The sequence below is a fragment of the Mesorhizobium sp. genome (genome assembly GCF_017306585.1).
Lineage (GTDB): Bacteria > Pseudomonadota > Alphaproteobacteria > Rhizobiales > Rhizobiaceae > Mesorhizobium.
The window spans coordinates 1-16,097 of record NZ_JAFKIC010000158.1 but is presented as its reverse complement, the minus strand read 5'-3'; the positions used below and the strand labels follow the sequence as shown (position 1 = coordinate 16,097).

The window sequence follows — 16,097 nt, the reverse complement described above, 5'->3', positions numbered from 1 at the left end:
GATGACGGCGGCGCCCATCGACAACAGCTTCAGGGGATCGGCGGCACGCAACGCGGCGGCCCGCGCGCGCCTGCTGCGCGGCCTTCTGCCGGCATTGTCGCTGGCGTTGGTGCTGCTCGCCATCGCCTGGCTCAATCCGCGCGCCATCAGCTATTTCGGCTTCAACCTGATGCTGAACCTGGCGATCCCGATCGCGCTGGCGACCATCGCGCAGATGTTCGTCATCGCGGGCAACGAGCTCGACCTGTCGATCGGCACTTTCGTCGGCTTCGTCGGCTGCGTCACCGCGACCTGGCTCAAGGACGCGCCGCTGATCGGCGTCCTCATCCTGCTCGGCTCGATCGGCGTCTATGCGCTGCTCGGCGCGTTGATCCACCTGCGCAACCTGCCCTCCATCGTAGTCACGCTCGGCATGAGCTTCGTCTGGCAGGGACTGGCTATCCTTGTGTTGCCCAAGCCGGGCGGCAAGGCGCCGGACTGGCTGCTGGCGATCATGTCGTTCAAGCCGCCTCTCGTACCCTTCCCGATCATCGCCGCATTGCTGATCGGGCTGGTCGTCCATTTCGGCCTGATGCGGACCTCCTACGGCACGATCCTGCGCGGCTCGGGCGGCAATCCGGCGGCGCTCCGGCGGGCCGGCTGGTCGCTGCTCAAGACCAAGGTGGTGCTGTTCGCGCTGACCGGCCTGTTCGGCGTGCTGTCCGGCATGGCGTTGATCGGCATCACCACGTCGGCGGACGCCAATATCGGCAATGGCTACACGCTGCTGTCGATCGCCGGCGTCATCCTGGGCGGCGGCGAATTCGTCGGCGGCCGGGTGTCGCCGATCGGCGCCGTGATCGGCGCGCTGACGCTGGCATTGGCCGCCTCGCCGCTGCTCACCTTCATGCACATTCCGCCGGACTGGCAGGTGGCGGCCAATGGCGCCATCCTCATCATCGTCCTGGCGGCGCGCGTGCTGATCAGCCGCAAGGAGAGGTGAGCCATGGTCTCGCTGAAGATGCTGCTCACTAAGCCCTGGATCTGGTCGTTCGTCGGCGCGTTTCTGGTCTGGCTGGCGACGATCACCTTCACCGGTGGCTATGGCGCCGGCGGCATGGTGACGGCGGCATTGTCGCTCGCCGTGTTCACGGTCATCGTCGGTGTCGGCCAGATGTTCGTCATCACCCTCGGTCCGGGCAATGTCGACCTGTCGCTGCCGGCCAATATCGGGCTCGCCAGCGCCGTGGCCATGAAGGTGATGGGCGGCAGCGATTCCATGATCGTCGTCGGCCTGCTCGCCGCGCTCGCCTGCGGGGCCGCGATCGGCGCCATCAACTATCTGCTGATCTGGGCGCTGCGCATTCCGCCGATCATCGCCACCCTGTCGGCCAGCTTCATCATCCAGTCCGTCGACATCAGCTTCGGGCGCGGACTGCAGATCAAGCCGCCGCCGGGCTTCGCCGATTTCACCAACTGGCAAATCCTCGGCGTTCCGGTGCTGGCGATGCTGACGGTGCTGTTCACCATCGGCGCGGCCATCGCGCTGCGGCGGATGATCTATGGCCGCTCGGTGCTGGCGATCGGCCAGAACATCCGCGCGGCCTGGCTCGCCGGCGTCAATGTCGGCCGCGTGCGCTTCCTCACCTACACGCTGTCGGGGGCGCTGGGCGGCATCGACGGAGCGCTCCTAGCCGGCTATTTCCGCGGCGCCAATGTCGATATCGGCAATGAATACCTGCTTGCTTCGATCGCCGTCGTCGTCATCGGCGGCACGTCCGTGGCCGGCGGCAAGGCCAATGTGCCCGGGGTCTGGGGCGCGGCTCTGTTCCTGGTGCTGCTGCTCACCATGCTCAACACGTTCGGGGTCAGTGCCGGCGTGCGGCTGCTGCTGACCGGGCTGATCATCGTCGGGGTGATCACAGCTGCCGGCGGCGAGAAGGCGGTGCGGTAGTAAGACGTCGACGCTGGCGGGACAGCACCCCCCTCTGTCCTGCCGGACATCTCCCCCGCAAGGGGGGAGATTGGCAGCTTCGGGGTTTCACTTGTTCTTGCAGCGTTGGAGATTAACGAAGGCCAAAGTGACGTCTGATCTCCCCCTTGCGGGGGAGATGCCCGGCAGGGCAGAGGGGGTGCGAAGGATCGCGACAGAACGGCTTTCAGCTCCGTCAATCGCCGCCCGTTTGCAAATGCCTTGCCAACATCAGCCGCAATTCCTCCAGCACGCCGTCGCGCAGGCGTTTCTCGCCGACCAGCGCCAGCGGGATGGGCATGAGTTGCGGTACGATGGCGGCGAGACGCTCGGCCTGGCCGGCTGGCAGCGGCGGCTGGGCTTGAGCGAACAGGGCGGCGATCTGCTCGCGGCGGCGGGCCCGCATCCTGCGGCGCCAGCCTTCGTCGCCGGGCAGGTCGAGCAGCGCCGAATAGGCCGGATGCGTTGCCAGGAAACGGCCAAGCAAGTCAAACAGCGTATCGGCGATAGCGGCGGGCGCCAGTCCCTTCGCCTGTTCCTGCAAGGCATCCAGTTCCGCCGACAGGGCTTCCGCGTTCTCGGCCAGGATGGCATTGGCCAGCGCTTCCTTGGTCGGGAAGAACAGATAGAGCGTGCCGATCGCCGCGCCGGCGCGCGCGGCGATTTCGGTCATCGTCGTCGCCTCGAAACCCTTCTCGACGAACAGCATCGAGGCGCTCGCCATCAGCGCGGCGACGCGCTCGCGTCCTCTTTTTTGCTGCGGCGCACGCGGATTCGCTCTTGCTTTTTCCGAGGCCATCCTCATATTTCCAAACCTGAGACTACCCTCATATATTACGCTGACGGCAATCGCGCCAGCGCCGTCGAGAGTTACCACCATGAATACCGTCGCAGACAGCCGCCCGCAGAGCCACAAATGGATGGTTCTGAGCAACACCACGCTCGGCATGCTGGCCGCCGCCATCAACGGCTCCATCCTTCTGATCAGCCTGCCGGCGGTGTTTCGCGGCATCGGGCTCAAGGCGCTCGATCCCGGCAACATCAATTATCTGCTGTGGGCGATCATCGGCTACATGATCGCCACCGCAGTGCTCGTCGTCGCCTTCGGCCGGCTGGGCGACCAGTTCGGCCGGGCGAAAATGTACAATCTCGGCTTCGCCATCTTCACCGCCGCCTCGATCGCGCTCAGCCTTTTGCCGGGCCAGGGCGATTTCGCCGCGATCTACCTGATCTCGGTGCGCATCATCCAGGGCATCGGCGGCGCGCTGATCATGGCCAATTCCACCGCGCTCTTGACCGATGCCTTTCCCGAGAACGAACGCGGCTTCGCGCTCGGCATCAATGTGGTGGCGGCCATCGGCGGGCAGTTCATCGGCCTCCTGATCGGCGGCCTGCTCGCCGACACGGACTGGCGGTTGGTGTTCTGGATCAACGTGCCGTTCGGCCTCGTCGGCACGGTCTGGGCCTATCTGAAACTGCATGACGCGCCCAACCGCTCCACACACACCATCGACTGGCTCGGCAATATCAGCTTCGGTCTCGGCCTGGTGCTCATCCTCACCGCCATCACTTACGGCCTGCAGCCCTATGGCGAACAGGTCATGGCCTGGACCAGCCCGAAGGTGCTGACGCTGTTCGCCATCGGTTTCCTCTCGCTGGTCGCCTTCATCTTCATCGAGCAGCGCGTCGCCAAGCCGATGCTGGACCTGAAACTGTTCCGCATTCCCGGTTTCGCCTATGGCAACATCGCCAATCTCGCCTCCGGCATCGCGCGCGGCGGGCTGCAGTTCATGCTGATCGTCTGGCTGCAGGGCATCTGGCTGCCGCTGCACGGTTATTCCTTCGAACAGACGCCGTTATGGTCTGCAATCTTCATGCTGCCGCTGACTGTCGGCTTCCTTATCGCGGGTCCGGTATCGGGCTACTTCTCGGACCGGATCGGCGGCGTGCCGTTCGCGGTCGGCGGCATGGTGGCGGGTGCGGCGAGCTTCGTCGCGCTGATGACGCTGCCGGCCGACTTTTCCTACACCGCTTTCGCCGGCCTGCTTTTCCTCAACGGCCTTGGCTCCGGTCTGTTCGTGGCGCCGAACTCAACGCAGATCATGAACTCGGTGCCGGCGCGCGAACGCGGCCAGGCTTCGGGAATGCGCGCCACCACCACCAATGCCGGCCAGGTGCTGTCGATCGGCCTGTTCTTCAGCCTGATGATCGTCGGCCTTGCCGCCAGCCTGCCGCAAAGCATGGAGGCGGGCCTGCTGGCCCAGCATGTGCCGCAGGCGGTGGCGCACCAGATCGCCAACATGCCGCCGGTCGCCAGCCTGTTCGCCGCCTTCCTTGGCTACAATCCGATGGGCGAGCTGATCCCGGCCGACGTGCTGCACGCCTTGCCGCAACAGAGCATCGACACGCTGACGGGCCACGCCTTCTTCCCCGAGCTGATGTCGGGGCCATTCAAGCATGGGCTGGTGTTCGCGTTCACCTTCTCGGCGGCTCTGTATCTGCTCGCGGCCTTCGCCTCTTGGCGCGGCGGACGCAGCGCCGGCGCCGTCATGCCCGACATGGTCGCCGAACCCGCCGGGCAGCGCTGACCCCCTTAAGCGCACCGACGCCGGTTCCTTTCCGGGTCACCGCGCTGTAAATCCTGTTTTCTGTTCGCGCGGCGATGGCCGCTCATCACTTCCGGAGGTTCTGCTTGTCCGATTTCGTGAAGGTCGCCCGCGACGGCGATGTCGCCATCGTCACCATCGACAATCCGCCGGTCAACGCGCTGAGTTTTCATGTCCGCGAACCGCTGATGCAGGCGCTCGTCGCCCTGCGCGACGACGCTTCGGTCGCTGCCATCGTGATCGCCTGTGCCGGCCGAACCTTCGTTGCCGGCGCCGACATCACCGAATTCGGCAAGCCCGTGCAGCAGCCGGACCTGCGCGCCATCGTGGCGGTGCTGGAAGCCATCGCCAAGCCGACCGTCGCCGCGATCCACGGCACGGCGCTCGGCGGCGGCCTGGAACTGGCGCTCGGCTGCCATTTCCGCGTCGCCGATGCCGGCGCCAGGCTTGGCCTGCCCGAGGTGAAACTCGGCATCCTGCCCGGCGGCGGCGGCACGGTGCGGCTGCCCCGCCTTGTCGGGGCGGTGAAGTCGCTGCGGATGATCGTCTCCGGTTCGCCGATCAGCGCCGACGAAGCCCATGCCTGCGGTCTGGTCGATGCCGTTTTCCAGGGCGAACTGACCACCCACGCCGTGAATTTCGCACGCGAGATGGCGCGCAAGGGCGGTCCGTTTACGCCGGTGCGTGAGCGCGATGACCAGCTCAAGCAAACCGATCTCACCGCCTTCGATGCCGAAGCGGCGGACCTTGCAAAGAAGGCGCGCGGGCTCGAAGCGCCGATCGCCTGCGCGCAAGCGGTGCGCAACGCGGTCACGCTGCCCTTCGACGAGGCGCTGGCCGCCGAGCGGGCGCTATTCGCTCGGCTTGTGGCGAGCGACCAGTCGCGCGCGCAACGGCATCTGTTCTTCGCCGAACGCGAGGCTGCGAAGCTTCCGGCCAAGGATGTCGTCAAGCGCAGGATCGGCCGCGTCGGCGTCATCGGGGCGGGAACGATGGGCGGCGGCATCGCCATGGCCTTCGCCAATGGCGGCTTCCCCGTCACCTTGCTGGAGACCAGCCATGAGGCGCTTCAGCGCGGGCTGGGCACCATCGAGAAGAATTATGCCGTCTCGGTGGCGCGCGGCTCGTTGAGCGAGGATGCCAAGCGGGACCGGCTCGGCCAGTTCAAGGGCTCCACCGATTACGCCGATCTCGCCGATTGCGACCTGATCATCGAAGCCGTGTTCGAGGATATGGCGGTGAAGAAGGAAGTCTTTGGCAAGCTGGACGCCGTTGCAAAGCCAGGTGCCATCCTCGCCACCAACACCTCCTACCTCGACATCGACGAAATCGCCGCCTCGATCTCGCGGCCACAGGATGTGCTCGGCCTGCATTTCTTCTCGCCGGCCAATGTCATGAAGCTGCTGGAGATCGTGCGCGCGCAAAAGACTGCGCCGGATGCGCTGGCGACCGTCGTCGACCTGGCGCGTAGGATCGGCAAGGTGGCCGTCGTCGTCGGTGTCTGCCACGGTTTCGTCGGCAACCGCATGCTGGCCGCGCGCGGTTCGGAATCCGAGGCGCTGCTGCTCGAAGGCGCGACGCCAAGCCAGATCGACAAAGCTTTCACCGATTTCGGTTGGCCGATGGGGCCGTTCCAGATGGGCGACCTCGCCGGGCTCGACATTGGCTGGCGCAACCGCAAGGCACGCGGCCAAACGGCTGTCATTGCCGACACGCTGTGCGAGCAGGGGCGCTTTGGCCAGAAGACAGGCCGCGGCTTCTACCTCTACGAGGCTGGCGCGCGGGCGGGCGTTCCCGACCCCGAAGTGGAGGCGCTGATCCGTGAGAAGGCGGCCGAGGGAGGCATCGAGCCGCGCTCGATCGGAGCGGAAGAGATCATCGAGCGCACGCTTTATCCGCTGATCAACGAAGGCGCGAAAATCCTCGAGGAGAAAATCGCGGCGCGCGCCTCCGACATCGATGTCGTCTGGGTCAACGGCTATGGTTTTCCCATCGGCAAGGGCGGGCCGATGTTCTGGGCGGGCCTCGAAGGCGCGGCCAGGATCATCGAGCGCCTTGAACATTGGCACCAGCGCACCGGCAAGGATGTGTTCAAGCCGGCGCCGTTGCTGAGGCGGATGGCCGAGACTGGTTCGTGGGAGACCGACGCGACGGCCTGACCACGCTATCCCCGATTGTGTTCGAGGGCGCAGTCGGCGCAGCGGCCGTTGATCTCGATGCTCGTCGCTTCGATGTGAAAACGCTCGCGCGCTGCCCATTCCGCGATCTGGCGGTCAATGATGTCATCGCTGAATTCGGTGACCCGGCCGCATTGTTCACACACCGCCAGGATCGTTGTTCTCAGCCCATGGGCATGCTGGCCGGCACACGGGACGAAAGCATTGAGGCTTTCGACCCTGTGCACCGTGCCATCCTCAATGAGTTTCTTGACCGCCCGGTAGACCTGTACCGGCGATCTGATGCCGTGCGGCCTGATATCCTCGAGGATCTCATAGGCGCTGACCGGTCTGCCAGCGCGGGAGATTGTCTCCAGCACCAGCTTCTGGTTCCTGGTGAGCTCATGGCTCGTCATTGGCGACTGGGCCTTGGCCCATCGAGTGTTGTGCCATGCCGCTGGCCAGATAGGCTGATGTACCCAGCGTCGTGATCCAGAAGCTCGTTGGCCAGTCGGTCAGGAAGGCAAGCGACAGGCTGATCCAGGCTATACCGACGGCCAGCACCATCGAGACCATGATGCCGGCAGGCACGCCTCGTGTCAGCCGAAGCGCGGTCGCGGCGGGTGCCACCATCAGCGCGAAGACAAGCAGCACGCCGACGATCTGGATCGCCTCCGCGGTCGCGACCGCGACGAGCACCATGAACAGGGTCGACACGAGGGTGACCGGCACGCCCCTTGCCTCGGCAAGCTCCGGCTGCAGGCTGGCGAACAGCAGCGGCCTGGCGATCAGCACCAGGGCGCCCAGGATGACCGCCGCCAGCACGCCAAGGACGATGACGGTGCGCAGGCTGATGCCGAGCACATTGCCGAACAGGACGTTCGTCGCCTGCGAGGCAAAGGCAGTGTAGAAATGGAGAAACAGCAGACCAAGGCCAAGCGACAATGTCAGCACGATGCCAATGGCGACGTCGCGATGCGCGCGTTCGCCAAGCAGGCCGATGCCTATGCCCGCTATGACGCTGAACACGGCCAGCCCGAGAAACGGCGACAGGCCGATAAGTCCGGCGCCGGTGGCACCGGCAAAACCGACATGGGAAAGCGCATGACCAGCGAAAGTCTGGCCCCTCAGCACCAGGAAATAGCCGACGGCGCCGGCGACGATACCGACGACCGTGCAGGCATAGAACGCGTTGCGCATGAATTCATAGTCAAACATCGTGGACATGTGTTCCGGCCTCGACTTCGACGTCGTCGGCCATCACGAAGATTCGGCCCGCGACCCGCACCACGTTGATTGGCGTGCCGTAGAGTTTCGACAGAACCGGCCCGCTGATCACCTCGTCGACACCGCCGATCGCGGCCTTGGCATTGCCGAGATAGAGAACGCGGTCGACAGCGCGTAGCAGCGGGTTGATCTCATGCGAGCAGAACAGCACGGCGATGCCGAGCCGTTCGCCAATCGCGTGCACGAGGTCGATGATCGTGCGCTGGTGCGCGGCGTCGAGGCTGATCAGCGGCTCGTCGAGCAGCAGGAGCATGGGATCCCCGATCAGCGCCTGGGCGATCAATATCCGTTGACGCTCGCCGCCCGAGAGTTCCGCCAGCGGGCGCAGGGCAAGGTCGCCCGCTCCGACCGCTTCTAGCGCCTTCCAGGCGGCCTCCTTCTCGATGGCGGATGCGACAGGCCAGCCCCAGCGATGGCCGCCCGCCGCGCTCAGCACGAAGTCGATGCCGCTGATGCCCGGATGCACCAAGGTGCGCCGCGCCTGCGGCATATAGCCGATTGTTGCATTGCCGCGCGTGGGTGGTTTGCCTAGCACCGATATTGTTCCGCTCAAGGGCTTTATGAGCCCCAGTATCGCGCGCAGCATCGTCGTCTTGCCGGCGCCGTTGGCGCCGAGAAGGCCGACAAAGGCGCCTTGCGGAATCGAGAAGGAGACGTCGCAAAGAATCGGGCGTGCCCCGCCATGGCTCAGCGTCACCCGTTCGAACGCCACTGCGCTCATTGCGTGCGGGCCGCAAGTGCCTTTTGTACAGCGTAGATCTGTCCGCTGAACCAGGTCTGGATCGTCTGGCCGGCCGGCTCCGTCTCGGTGACACCGATGACGGTGACCTTGTTCTGCCTGGCGAGGTCGAGAAGCTTGGTCGTCGCCTCGTCAGTCACCTGGGAATTGTAGAACAGGATCTTGGCCGAACCGTCCTTCAGGCTGTTTTCGAATGCGGCAACCTGTGTCGGGCTCGGCTCGGCGTTGTTCATCACCGTCACTTGGAAATCATAGTTCAGCATCTTCAGACCAAGCGCCTCCGCCATGTAGCCGAACACCGGCTCGGTGGCGGTCACTTCGGTGCCGGCATAGGTCTTCTTGACGTCGCTGATCTCCTTGTCGATGCCCTCGAGTGACGACTGGAATATCTTCAGATTCGCGTTGTAGTGCGCCGCGTTGGTGGGGTCGCGTTTCGACAGATCCGCGGCGAGCGCTTTGGCGACTGCCGGCAGCGTCGCCGGATTGTACCAGAGATGCGGGTTGTCGCCCGACTTCTTGCCGATCAGGTCGGCGGCGATGATGGTCGTGCGATCCGGCTTGCCCGATGCCGCGAGCAGCTTGTCCATCCACGGGTCGTAGTCGGCGCCATTGTAAATGATGACCTTGGCATCCGCGATGGTGCGCGCCGTCGATGGGCTGGTCTCGAAGAGATGCGGATCGTCGTCGGGGTTGGAAAGGATGCTGGTGACGGCGACGTGGCTGCCGCCGATCTGGCGGGCGAGGTCGCCGTAGAAATTCTCGGCCGCCACGATGTTGAGCTTTTCTTCCGCGCGGGCATTGCCGGTCAGCAGCGGCGCGGCAACCAGCAGCGCGGCCAGGAAGGGAAGGGAACGCATCCTTGGTCTCCTCTAAGGAAATCTGGGCGCGGAACGCTCACGCCAGACATGTCGATGTGACGTTATAGTGTAACGGTAACGGTATAACGTTTATGCTAGGAGCGCGTCACGATCAACGGTCCTTTCCAGCGCGGCCTTGTTTGCCGAACACAAAACCGTGACTTTGGTCAGTGATGCCGAACCGTGGTGGTCTGGCAGCGGTGGTGCGTGAAGGCAAGCGCCGTTGGTCCGGCGGCGAGGCCGCCGCTACGGTACTTCGTCGGAAAGGATGGGTCGTCAGCCCCTCGCCAGCACGAAATCGTGCTCGACCTCCCAGAATGGGTTGGCGAATTCCAGGCTCCTGGCGCGCGCGGGGTCGTCGATCCGCTTGAACTCGGCCAGCAGGCTTTCCTTCACGCCGAACACCGCGTCCGAATTGATGTAGGGGTCGTCGGGATCGAAAATGTGGGTAGTCAGCGTCTCGAAGCCGTCGGCCTTGAGGATGTAGTGGAGATGCGCCGGGCGGTAGGGGTGCCGGCCGAGCGCATGGAGCAGCTTGCCCACGGTGCCGTCGTCGGGGATGGGGTAGAATTTCGGCTTCACCGCGCGAAACCAGTAGCGGCCGTCGGCGCCGGTGCGGAAGACGCCGCGCAGGTTGAAATCGGGCTGGATGCCTTTCTGCTGGACGTCGTAGAAGCCCTCGTCATTGGCCTGCCAGACATCGAGCACGGCGTTGGCGATCGGCTTGCCCTGGATGTCGAGGATGCGGCCATGGATGAACATGTCCTCGCCCTTCTGGTCGAGGCAGATGTTGGCGCCCATCGGCAGTTCCGGCGCGTCGGCGATGTGGAACGGCCCGAGCACAGTCGATTCCGAGGCGCCTGACGGCTTTCGGTTGTTGATGGCGTCGACCAGCATCGAAACGCCCAGCACGTCGGACAACAGGATGAACTCCTGCCGCCATTCGGTGGAGAGCTGGCCGGTTCTGGTCAGGAACAGGATCGCCTCGAACCATTCGTCCTGCGTCGGCTCGATCTCCTTGACCGCCTCGTGCAACTTGCGGGTGATGACCTCCATCACCGCTTTCAGCCGCTCGCTGGCGGCGTTCCTGTTGCGGCCGGTGACGACCTCGACCGAATTCGCTTCGGTGAAGAAGCCTTTTTCGTGCGCTTCCATGTCTCTCACCTGTCCAGGATTGCCGTCAGGGCCCGGCGCAGATCGGCTGCCGGGTCGGCGCTGATCGCATCGCTGCGCCAGCCGACATGCTGGTCCGGGCGCACCAGAAGCGCGCCGCTGTCGCGAATTTCGCGGGCGCGCGCCCAGTCGCCCGAGAAATCCTGCCAGGGCTGGCGCGGACCGATCATGTGGCCTGATATGTCGATGCCGAGATCCTTGCCGACCACTCTGGCCGCGTCGAGCCATCCCTGACCGCCAATGCCGGTCAGGACGGTGAATTTGCCGTGACCCGCAAGGTCCAGCGTGGAAACCTTGCCACCTCGATGGGCCGGGTCGTCGGAGTGCAGCCAGGCATGCGGCAGACGTGCGCCCGGCCAGGATGTCGGCTGGTAGTGCAGCTCGGCGTCTTTCTCGAAAGCCGGCTCCTTCTGGCCGTCGGTCACGATTGCACCCGATTTGTAGCGCTGGTTCATCTCGACGCCATGGGCGTCGAACTCATAGACTTTGGCGGCGATGGTCTCGCGGATCTTCGCGCGCTGTGTCTCCGCGGCCGGGGTGTCGTCGCAGCGCGCATCCATGTTCGACTGCATCTTCACCGGGTCGATGGAATCGAGCAGGCCGAGCGCCTTGAAGATCGGGCCGAATTCCTCGATCGACTTGTTGGCGCGGGTGACGATCTGTTTCGCCACCGGCGCGCGCTCCCGCGAATAGCTGTCGAGGAGCCTTTCGCCGGCCTTGCCCTTGAGGACATAGGCGAGCTTCCAGGCAAGATTGAAACCGTCCTGGATCGAGGTGTTGGAACCCAGCCCGTTCGACGGCGGGTGGCGATGGATGGCATCGCCCATGCAGAAGACGCGGCCCTTGGAGGTCTGCGTGGCGTACATGTTGTTGACGGTCCAGGTCGATACCGACTGGATCTCGATCTCAAGCTCGGGATCGCCGACCAGGTCGCGCGCCACCTTTTTGGCGAAGGCGTCGTCGACCTTCGGCGCCGGCTGGTTGATGTCGTAGCCCCAGACGATCAGCCATTCGTTCCACGGCCGGATCATGCGCACCAGGCCCATGCCGATGCCGCCGACATCGGCGCCGGGCTGCACCACCCAGTAGAGCACGGACGGGCGATGGGCGACGTATTTCGACAGGTCGGCCTTGAACAGGATGTTCATCGAGCCGCCGACGCCCATCCTGCCCTCGAAGGGCAGGCCGGCATGTTCGGCGACCAGCGAATTGCCGCCATCGGCGCCGACCAGATATTTCGAGCGCACCGTGAAATCCTTGCCGGTCAGGCGGTCGCGGCAGGTCGTGGTGACGCCCTCGGCATCCTGGACGTGGGAGACATATTCCGTCGACATGCGCGCCTGCGTGCCGCGCGAGCAGGCGGTCTTGAACAGCAGCGGCTCCATGAAGGTCTGCGGCAGGTCGTTCATGTGCGAGGGCGAGGACAGGAGATGCTCGGCGCGGGAGAGCGGATGCTTGCCCCAACTGCGCATGCGGCCGATCTCCTCGCCGGCGAGCGAGGTGCAGAACACGTTCTCGCCCATCAGATCCTGCTCGGTGGCGTGCATGTAGGCTTCCGCCTCGACCTCCCTGCCGAGGTCGCGCAGCACCTCCATGGTGCGCTGGTTGGTGATGTGGGCGCGTGGCGTCGAAGCCAGCCAGCGGTAGCGGTTGATGATCATGTTCTCGACGCCATAGGTCGAAAGCAGCGCCGCGGTCGCCGAACCGGCCGGCCCGGTCCCGATGATCAGCACGTCTGTGGTGGTGTCAGCCATGCGGCCCTCCCTTTCTTGTCGATGATAACGGTCCGCCGGTCAGCCGCCGGCGGACGGGAAACAGCTGGATGCCGGTGCGGTCGGCGAACAGGCCCCAGAGGCCGCGTGGCGCAAACAGCATGGTGGCGATGCCGACCAGGCCGAGGATCAGCAGATACCAGGAGCCGTAGTCGGCGAGCAGGGTCTGCAGAAGATAGAAGACGATGACGCCGACGATCGGCCCTTCGATGGTGCCGATGCCGCCGATGACGACGATGAAGATGACATAGGCGGTCCAGTCGACCACGGAGAAGGCGGCGTCCGGCGAGATACGTGCCTTCTGGACATAGATCAGCGCACCGCACAGGCCGGTGCCGAAGGCGGCGGCCAGATAGACGAGCGTCTTCATGCGGCGTGCGTCGACGCCGACGGAGCGTGCCGCCTCCTGGTTGTCGCGCACGGCGGCGAGACCCAATCCCTGTTTGGAGCGCAGCAGGCGGTAGACGAGAAAGATGGTGGCGATGGCGAGCAGCAGGGTCAGCCAATAGGTGAGGATATCGCCCGCGCCCGAGGATTTGACCCCGAACAGGTCGCCGATGAATTTCAGCGCCGGCATGTCGCGCGTCGCTTCGCGCGGCAGCGAGGTGCCGGTGCCGCCGCCCAGCGTCTTCCATTGCGCCAGCGCCAGCCGCACCACTTCGGCGATGACCCAGCTGCCGATGGCGAAATAGGCGCCCTGCAGGCGAAACAGGAAGAAGGCGGTGGGGACGGCAAGCAAGGCGCTGGCAATGCCGGCAAGCACAATCGCCGCCAGAGGGTCGAGCCCGGCAAGAATGACGAGCGCGAACATGGCGTAGGCGCCGAAGCCGACGAACGCCTGCTGACCGACCGAGACCAGCCCGGCATAGCCGGCAAGCAGGTTCCAGTTCTGCGCCAGCACCAGCATGGTCAGGATGAAGAAAAGGTCCTGCAGCACGCTGCGCGAGGCGAAGAGAGGGGCGGCGAAAGCGAACAGGACGAGGAGCGCGGCGACGATGGCGGATATCGCCGACGCCTTGGTGCGCGTCTCGACTTTCCATGGGGTGAGCGAGGTGTCGGTCATGGCGCTCAATCCACCGCCCGAGGAAACAGCCCGCGCGGCCTGACCAGAAGCACCAGCAGAAACGCCAGGTGCCCGGCGAGGATCTGCCATTCCGGGTTGATCGCGGCGCCGAAGGTCTGGGCGATGCCGATGACGATGCCGCCGGCGAGCGTGCCCCAGAGCGAGCCGAGGCCGCCGATGATGACCGCCTCGAAGGCGTAGATCAGCCGCGCCGGCCCGATGGTCGGGTCGAAATTGGCGCGGGTGCCGAGATAGAGCGCGGCGATCGTCACCACCACCATGGCGATGCCGGTGGCGGTGGCGAAGATACGCTTCGGCCTGATGCCCATCAGCCCCGCGGTGACCGGATCGTCCGAGGTGGCGCGGAAGGCGCGGCCGAGCGATGTGCGGTAGAAAAGCTGGTTCAGGCCGATGATGACGGCAATGGCTGAGACAAGCGTCAGCAGCGGCATGACGCCGACATTGACCGGCCCGAGCGCCAGGGAGGCCGATTCCAGACCGCCAGCCGAAATGCGCCGGCTGTCGGCGGTGAAGCCTTCGAGCAGGCCGTTCTGGATGACGATCGAAAGCCCGAAGGTAACGAGCAACGGCGGCAGGATGTCGGCGCCCAATGTGCGGTTGAGCAGGAAGTACTGCAGCGCCCAGCCGGCGGCGAACATCAGCGGCATCGCCACCAGCGCGGCCACGAAAGGATTGAGGCCGAGCGCGGTCACCAGCACCAGGATCAGGAAGGCGGCCAGCACGATGAGATCGCCATGCGCCAGGTTGACCAGCCGCATGATGCCGAAGACGAGGCTCAGGCCGGCCGCGAACAGGGCGTAGAGGCCGCCAAGCAATATGCCCTGGATGATGGTGTCGAGCGCGCTGGTCATGGGGTTTGACCTGATCGCCGATTGGCAACGCCGAGGGGGGTGGCTGGGTGCGGTTGTAGCAGGTTCTGCATCACCATCCCTCAATGCCCGAAATACGCGGCATGAATCGTCTCCCGCGTCAGTGTCGCCGGCGCTCCCGTCAGCGTGATCCGCCCCTCCATCATGCAGTAGACGCGGTCCGCGACCTTGAGCGCCTGGCCGATGTCCTGCTCGACCACGACGATCGAAGCTCCGGCCTCACGGATGCGCGGAAAGGCGGCGTAGATATCCCTGATGACGACCGGTGCCAGGCCAAGGCTGATCTCGTCGCACAAGAGAACGCGCGGGTTGGACATCAGCGCGCGGCCGATCGCCACCATCTGCTGCTGGCCGCCGGACAGGGCTGTACCGGGATTGGCGCGTCTTTCCCTGAGGATCGGGAACAGGTCGTAGACCGTATCGAGGTTCCAATGTCCCTCGACAGCGCGGCCATAGCGGCCGATGAGCAGGTTCTCCTCGACGCTGAGCGAGGCAAACAACTTTCGCCCCTCCGGCACCATGGCGATGCCGCGCGCGACGATGTCGGGCGCAGGCAGGGCGCCGATCTTCTCGCCATCGAACAGCACCGCCTCGGGCTCGCTGGCCAACACGCCCGATATCGAGCGCATCAGCGTCGTCTTGCCGGCGCCGTTGGCGCCGATGATGGCAATCGTCTCGCCTTGGTTCAGTGCGATGTCGACGCCGAACAGCGCCTGGAAGTCGCCATAGCGCGCGGTGAGCCCTGTTGTCTCGAGCAGCGCCATCAGATCTCGATCCCGAGATAGATTTCGCGCACCTCGCGCGAGGCCATGACGGCGTCTGGCGCGCCCATGCCGATCACCTTGCCGAAATTGAGCACCAGCAGCCGCTCGACCACCGAATTCAGCGCATGCAGCACATGCTCGATCCAGATGATCGACATGCCGGCCCTGTGTATGCCCCTGATCGTATCGACCAGCATGCCGCACTCGCCCTCGGTGAGGCCGCCGGCGATCTCGTCGAGCAGCAGGAGCTTCGGTTCGGTCGCCAGGGCGCGGGCAAGTTCCAGGCGCTTGCGCTGCAACAGGCTCAAGGCTCCGGCGGGATGGTTGGCGCGTTCGATCAGTCCGGTCTCGACCAGGATTTCGGCGCAGCGCTCTGCGACCTCGGCTTCGGTCTTCCTTGCACCGAAGGCGGCGGCGACGAGCAGGTTCTCGAACACGGTCAGCTTCTCGAAAGGCTGCGGGATCTGGAAGGAGCGGCCGACACCGGCCAGGCAACGCTGCATCGGCGGCAGCCGCGTCACGTCGCGGCCGTCGAAGGCGATGCTGCCGGCATCGGCCGATATGTTGCCGGTGATCAGGTTGAACAGCGTCGACTTGCCGGCGCCGTTCGGACCAATGATGCCGAGCGCCTCGCCCTCGCGCAGTTCGAACGAAACCGCGTCGGCGACGGTCAGGGCGCCGAAGCGTTTCGAGACATTGGAGAGCGCGAGGATGGCCATGGTCAGCCTCGCTTCTCCCCGTTCACGGGGAGAAGATGCCGGCAGGCAGATGAGGGGCGGAGCCAGCCTTGCAGACCTTGGCGCTGCCCCTCATCCGGCCCTTCGTGCCACCTTCTCCCC

Annotated in this window: 15 protein-coding genes; 4 read left to right on the top strand and 11 right to left on the bottom strand. The window is 65.2% G+C overall.

The genetic code is table 11. The features are described from left to right. The first annotated feature begins 1 nt into the window (after window position 1). Entirely contained in the window at window positions 2-982 is a 981-nt protein-coding gene (locus J0I79_RS18180; protein ID WP_292861654.1) for an ABC transporter permease, read from the top strand. A 3-nt stretch (window positions 983-985) separates the two neighbouring features. Then, complete coding sequence (locus J0I79_RS18175) at window positions 986-1,933, top strand: ABC transporter permease (protein ID WP_292861651.1); 948 nt, start codon at window positions 986-988, stop codon at window positions 1,931-1,933. A 214-nt stretch (window positions 1,934-2,147) separates the two neighbouring features. Here J0I79_RS18175 and J0I79_RS18170 read toward each other — a convergent pair whose 3' ends face one another. Beyond that, entirely contained in the window at window positions 2,148-2,750 is a 603-nt protein-coding gene (locus tag J0I79_RS18170; protein ID WP_292861648.1) for a TetR/AcrR family transcriptional regulator, read from the bottom strand. Window positions 2,751-2,829: 79 nt separating this feature from the next. Between J0I79_RS18170 and J0I79_RS18165 the strand changes: the two genes are divergently transcribed. After that, window positions 2,830-4,539, top strand: a complete 1,710-nt coding sequence (locus J0I79_RS18165; RefSeq protein WP_292861645.1) for an MFS transporter — start codon at window positions 2,830-2,832, stop codon at window positions 4,537-4,539. A gap of 104 nt (window positions 4,540-4,643) precedes the next feature. Further along, the gene (locus J0I79_RS18160) at window positions 4,644-6,716 is read left to right on the top strand and encodes a 3-hydroxyacyl-CoA dehydrogenase NAD-binding domain-containing protein (RefSeq protein ID WP_292861642.1); all 2,073 of its coding nucleotides are present in this window, start codon (window positions 4,644-4,646) and stop codon (window positions 6,714-6,716) included. 5 nt (window positions 6,717-6,721) lie between these two features. On the opposite strand, the gene J0I79_RS18155 is transcribed toward J0I79_RS18160, so the two are convergent. The 10 genes from J0I79_RS18155 to J0I79_RS18110 form a co-directional block, all read right to left on the bottom strand. Further along, window positions 6,722-7,129: a Fur family transcriptional regulator gene (locus J0I79_RS18155; protein WP_292861639.1), complete on the bottom strand. Its 408-nt coding sequence runs from the start codon at window positions 7,127-7,129 to the stop codon at window positions 6,722-6,724. Further along, on the bottom strand, window positions 7,116-7,940 hold the full coding sequence (locus J0I79_RS18150; protein ID WP_292861636.1) for a metal ABC transporter permease: 825 nt from the start codon (window positions 7,938-7,940) through the stop codon (window positions 7,116-7,118). The genes J0I79_RS18155 and J0I79_RS18150 overlap by 14 nt, the downstream gene beginning before the upstream one ends. Further along, a complete protein-coding gene (locus tag J0I79_RS18145) occupies window positions 7,924-8,721 on the bottom strand; it encodes an ABC transporter ATP-binding protein (RefSeq protein WP_292861633.1) in 798 nt (265 codons plus the stop codon). Before J0I79_RS18145 ends, J0I79_RS18150 begins: the two co-directional genes overlap by 17 nt. After that, window positions 8,718-9,596 (bottom strand): zinc ABC transporter substrate-binding protein, encoded by an 879-nt coding sequence (locus J0I79_RS18140; RefSeq protein ID WP_292861630.1) that lies wholly within the window; start codon window positions 9,594-9,596, stop codon window positions 8,718-8,720. Before J0I79_RS18140 ends, J0I79_RS18145 begins: the two co-directional genes overlap by 4 nt. A gap of 276 nt (window positions 9,597-9,872) precedes the next feature. After that, window positions 9,873-10,751 carry an intradiol ring-cleavage dioxygenase gene (locus J0I79_RS18135; protein ID WP_292861627.1) on the bottom strand — a complete coding sequence of 293 codons (879 nt, stop codon included), beginning with the start codon at window positions 10,749-10,751 and terminating at the stop codon, window positions 9,873-9,875. A gap of 5 nt (window positions 10,752-10,756) precedes the next feature. Continuing rightward, window positions 10,757-12,523: an FAD-dependent monooxygenase gene (locus tag J0I79_RS18130; RefSeq protein ID WP_292861624.1), complete on the bottom strand. Its 1,767-nt coding sequence runs from the start codon at window positions 12,521-12,523 to the stop codon at window positions 10,757-10,759. Beyond that, the gene (locus J0I79_RS18125) at window positions 12,516-13,604 is read right to left on the bottom strand and encodes a branched-chain amino acid ABC transporter permease (RefSeq protein WP_292861621.1); all 1,089 of its coding nucleotides are present in this window, start codon (window positions 13,602-13,604) and stop codon (window positions 12,516-12,518) included. Before J0I79_RS18125 ends, J0I79_RS18130 begins: the two co-directional genes overlap by 8 nt. A 5-nt stretch (window positions 13,605-13,609) precedes the next feature. Then, window positions 13,610-14,476: a branched-chain amino acid ABC transporter permease gene (locus J0I79_RS18120; RefSeq protein WP_292861618.1), complete on the bottom strand. Its 867-nt coding sequence runs from the start codon at window positions 14,474-14,476 to the stop codon at window positions 13,610-13,612. A gap of 80 nt (window positions 14,477-14,556) precedes the next feature. Beyond that, on the bottom strand, window positions 14,557-15,258 hold the full coding sequence (locus J0I79_RS18115) for an ABC transporter ATP-binding protein (RefSeq protein ID WP_292861615.1): 702 nt from the start codon (window positions 15,256-15,258) through the stop codon (window positions 14,557-14,559). Then, on the bottom strand, window positions 15,258-15,977 hold the full coding sequence (locus tag J0I79_RS18110; protein ID WP_292861612.1) for an ABC transporter ATP-binding protein: 720 nt from the start codon (window positions 15,975-15,977) through the stop codon (window positions 15,258-15,260). Before J0I79_RS18110 ends, J0I79_RS18115 begins: the two co-directional genes overlap by 1 nt. Window positions 15,978-16,097 lie beyond the last annotated feature (120 nt).

Excerpts from the sequence above, each read along its gene's own strand:
- J0I79_RS18135 (WP_292861627.1), bottom strand. The coding sequence starts at position 10,751 with ATGGAAGCGCACGAAAAAGGCTTCTTCACCGAAGCGAATTCGGTCGAG.
- J0I79_RS18180 (WP_292861654.1), top strand. The coding sequence starts at position 2 with ATGACGGCGGCGCCCATCGACAACAGCTTCAGGGGATCGGCGGCACGC.
- J0I79_RS18110 (WP_292861612.1), bottom strand. The coding sequence starts at position 15,977 with ATGGCCATCCTCGCGCTCTCCAATGTCTCGAAACGCTTCGGCGCCCTG.
- J0I79_RS18115 (WP_292861615.1), bottom strand. The coding sequence starts at position 15,258 with ATGGCGCTGCTCGAGACAACAGGGCTCACCGCGCGCTATGGCGACTTC.
- J0I79_RS18130 (WP_292861624.1), bottom strand. The coding sequence starts at position 12,523 with ATGGCTGACACCACCACAGACGTGCTGATCATCGGGACCGGGCCGGCC.
- J0I79_RS18165 (WP_292861645.1), top strand. The coding sequence starts at position 2,830 with ATGAATACCGTCGCAGACAGCCGCCCGCAGAGCCACAAATGGATGGTT.
- J0I79_RS18155 (WP_292861639.1), bottom strand. The coding sequence starts at position 7,129 with ATGACGAGCCATGAGCTCACCAGGAACCAGAAGCTGGTGCTGGAGACA.
- J0I79_RS18145 (WP_292861633.1), bottom strand. The coding sequence starts at position 8,721 with ATGAGCGCAGTGGCGTTCGAACGGGTGACGCTGAGCCATGGCGGGGCA.
- J0I79_RS18175 (WP_292861651.1), top strand. The coding sequence starts at position 986 with ATGGTCTCGCTGAAGATGCTGCTCACTAAGCCCTGGATCTGGTCGTTC.
- J0I79_RS18120 (WP_292861618.1), bottom strand. The coding sequence starts at position 14,476 with ATGACCAGCGCGCTCGACACCATCATCCAGGGCATATTGCTTGGCGGC.
- J0I79_RS18150 (WP_292861636.1), bottom strand. The coding sequence starts at position 7,940 with ATGTCCACGATGTTTGACTATGAATTCATGCGCAACGCGTTCTATGCC.
- J0I79_RS18170 (WP_292861648.1), bottom strand. The coding sequence starts at position 2,750 with ATGGCCTCGGAAAAAGCAAGAGCGAATCCGCGTGCGCCGCAGCAAAAA.
- J0I79_RS18125 (WP_292861621.1), bottom strand. The coding sequence starts at position 13,604 with ATGACCGACACCTCGCTCACCCCATGGAAAGTCGAGACGCGCACCAAG.
- J0I79_RS18140 (WP_292861630.1), bottom strand. The coding sequence starts at position 9,596 with ATGCGTTCCCTTCCCTTCCTGGCCGCGCTGCTGGTTGCCGCGCCGCTG.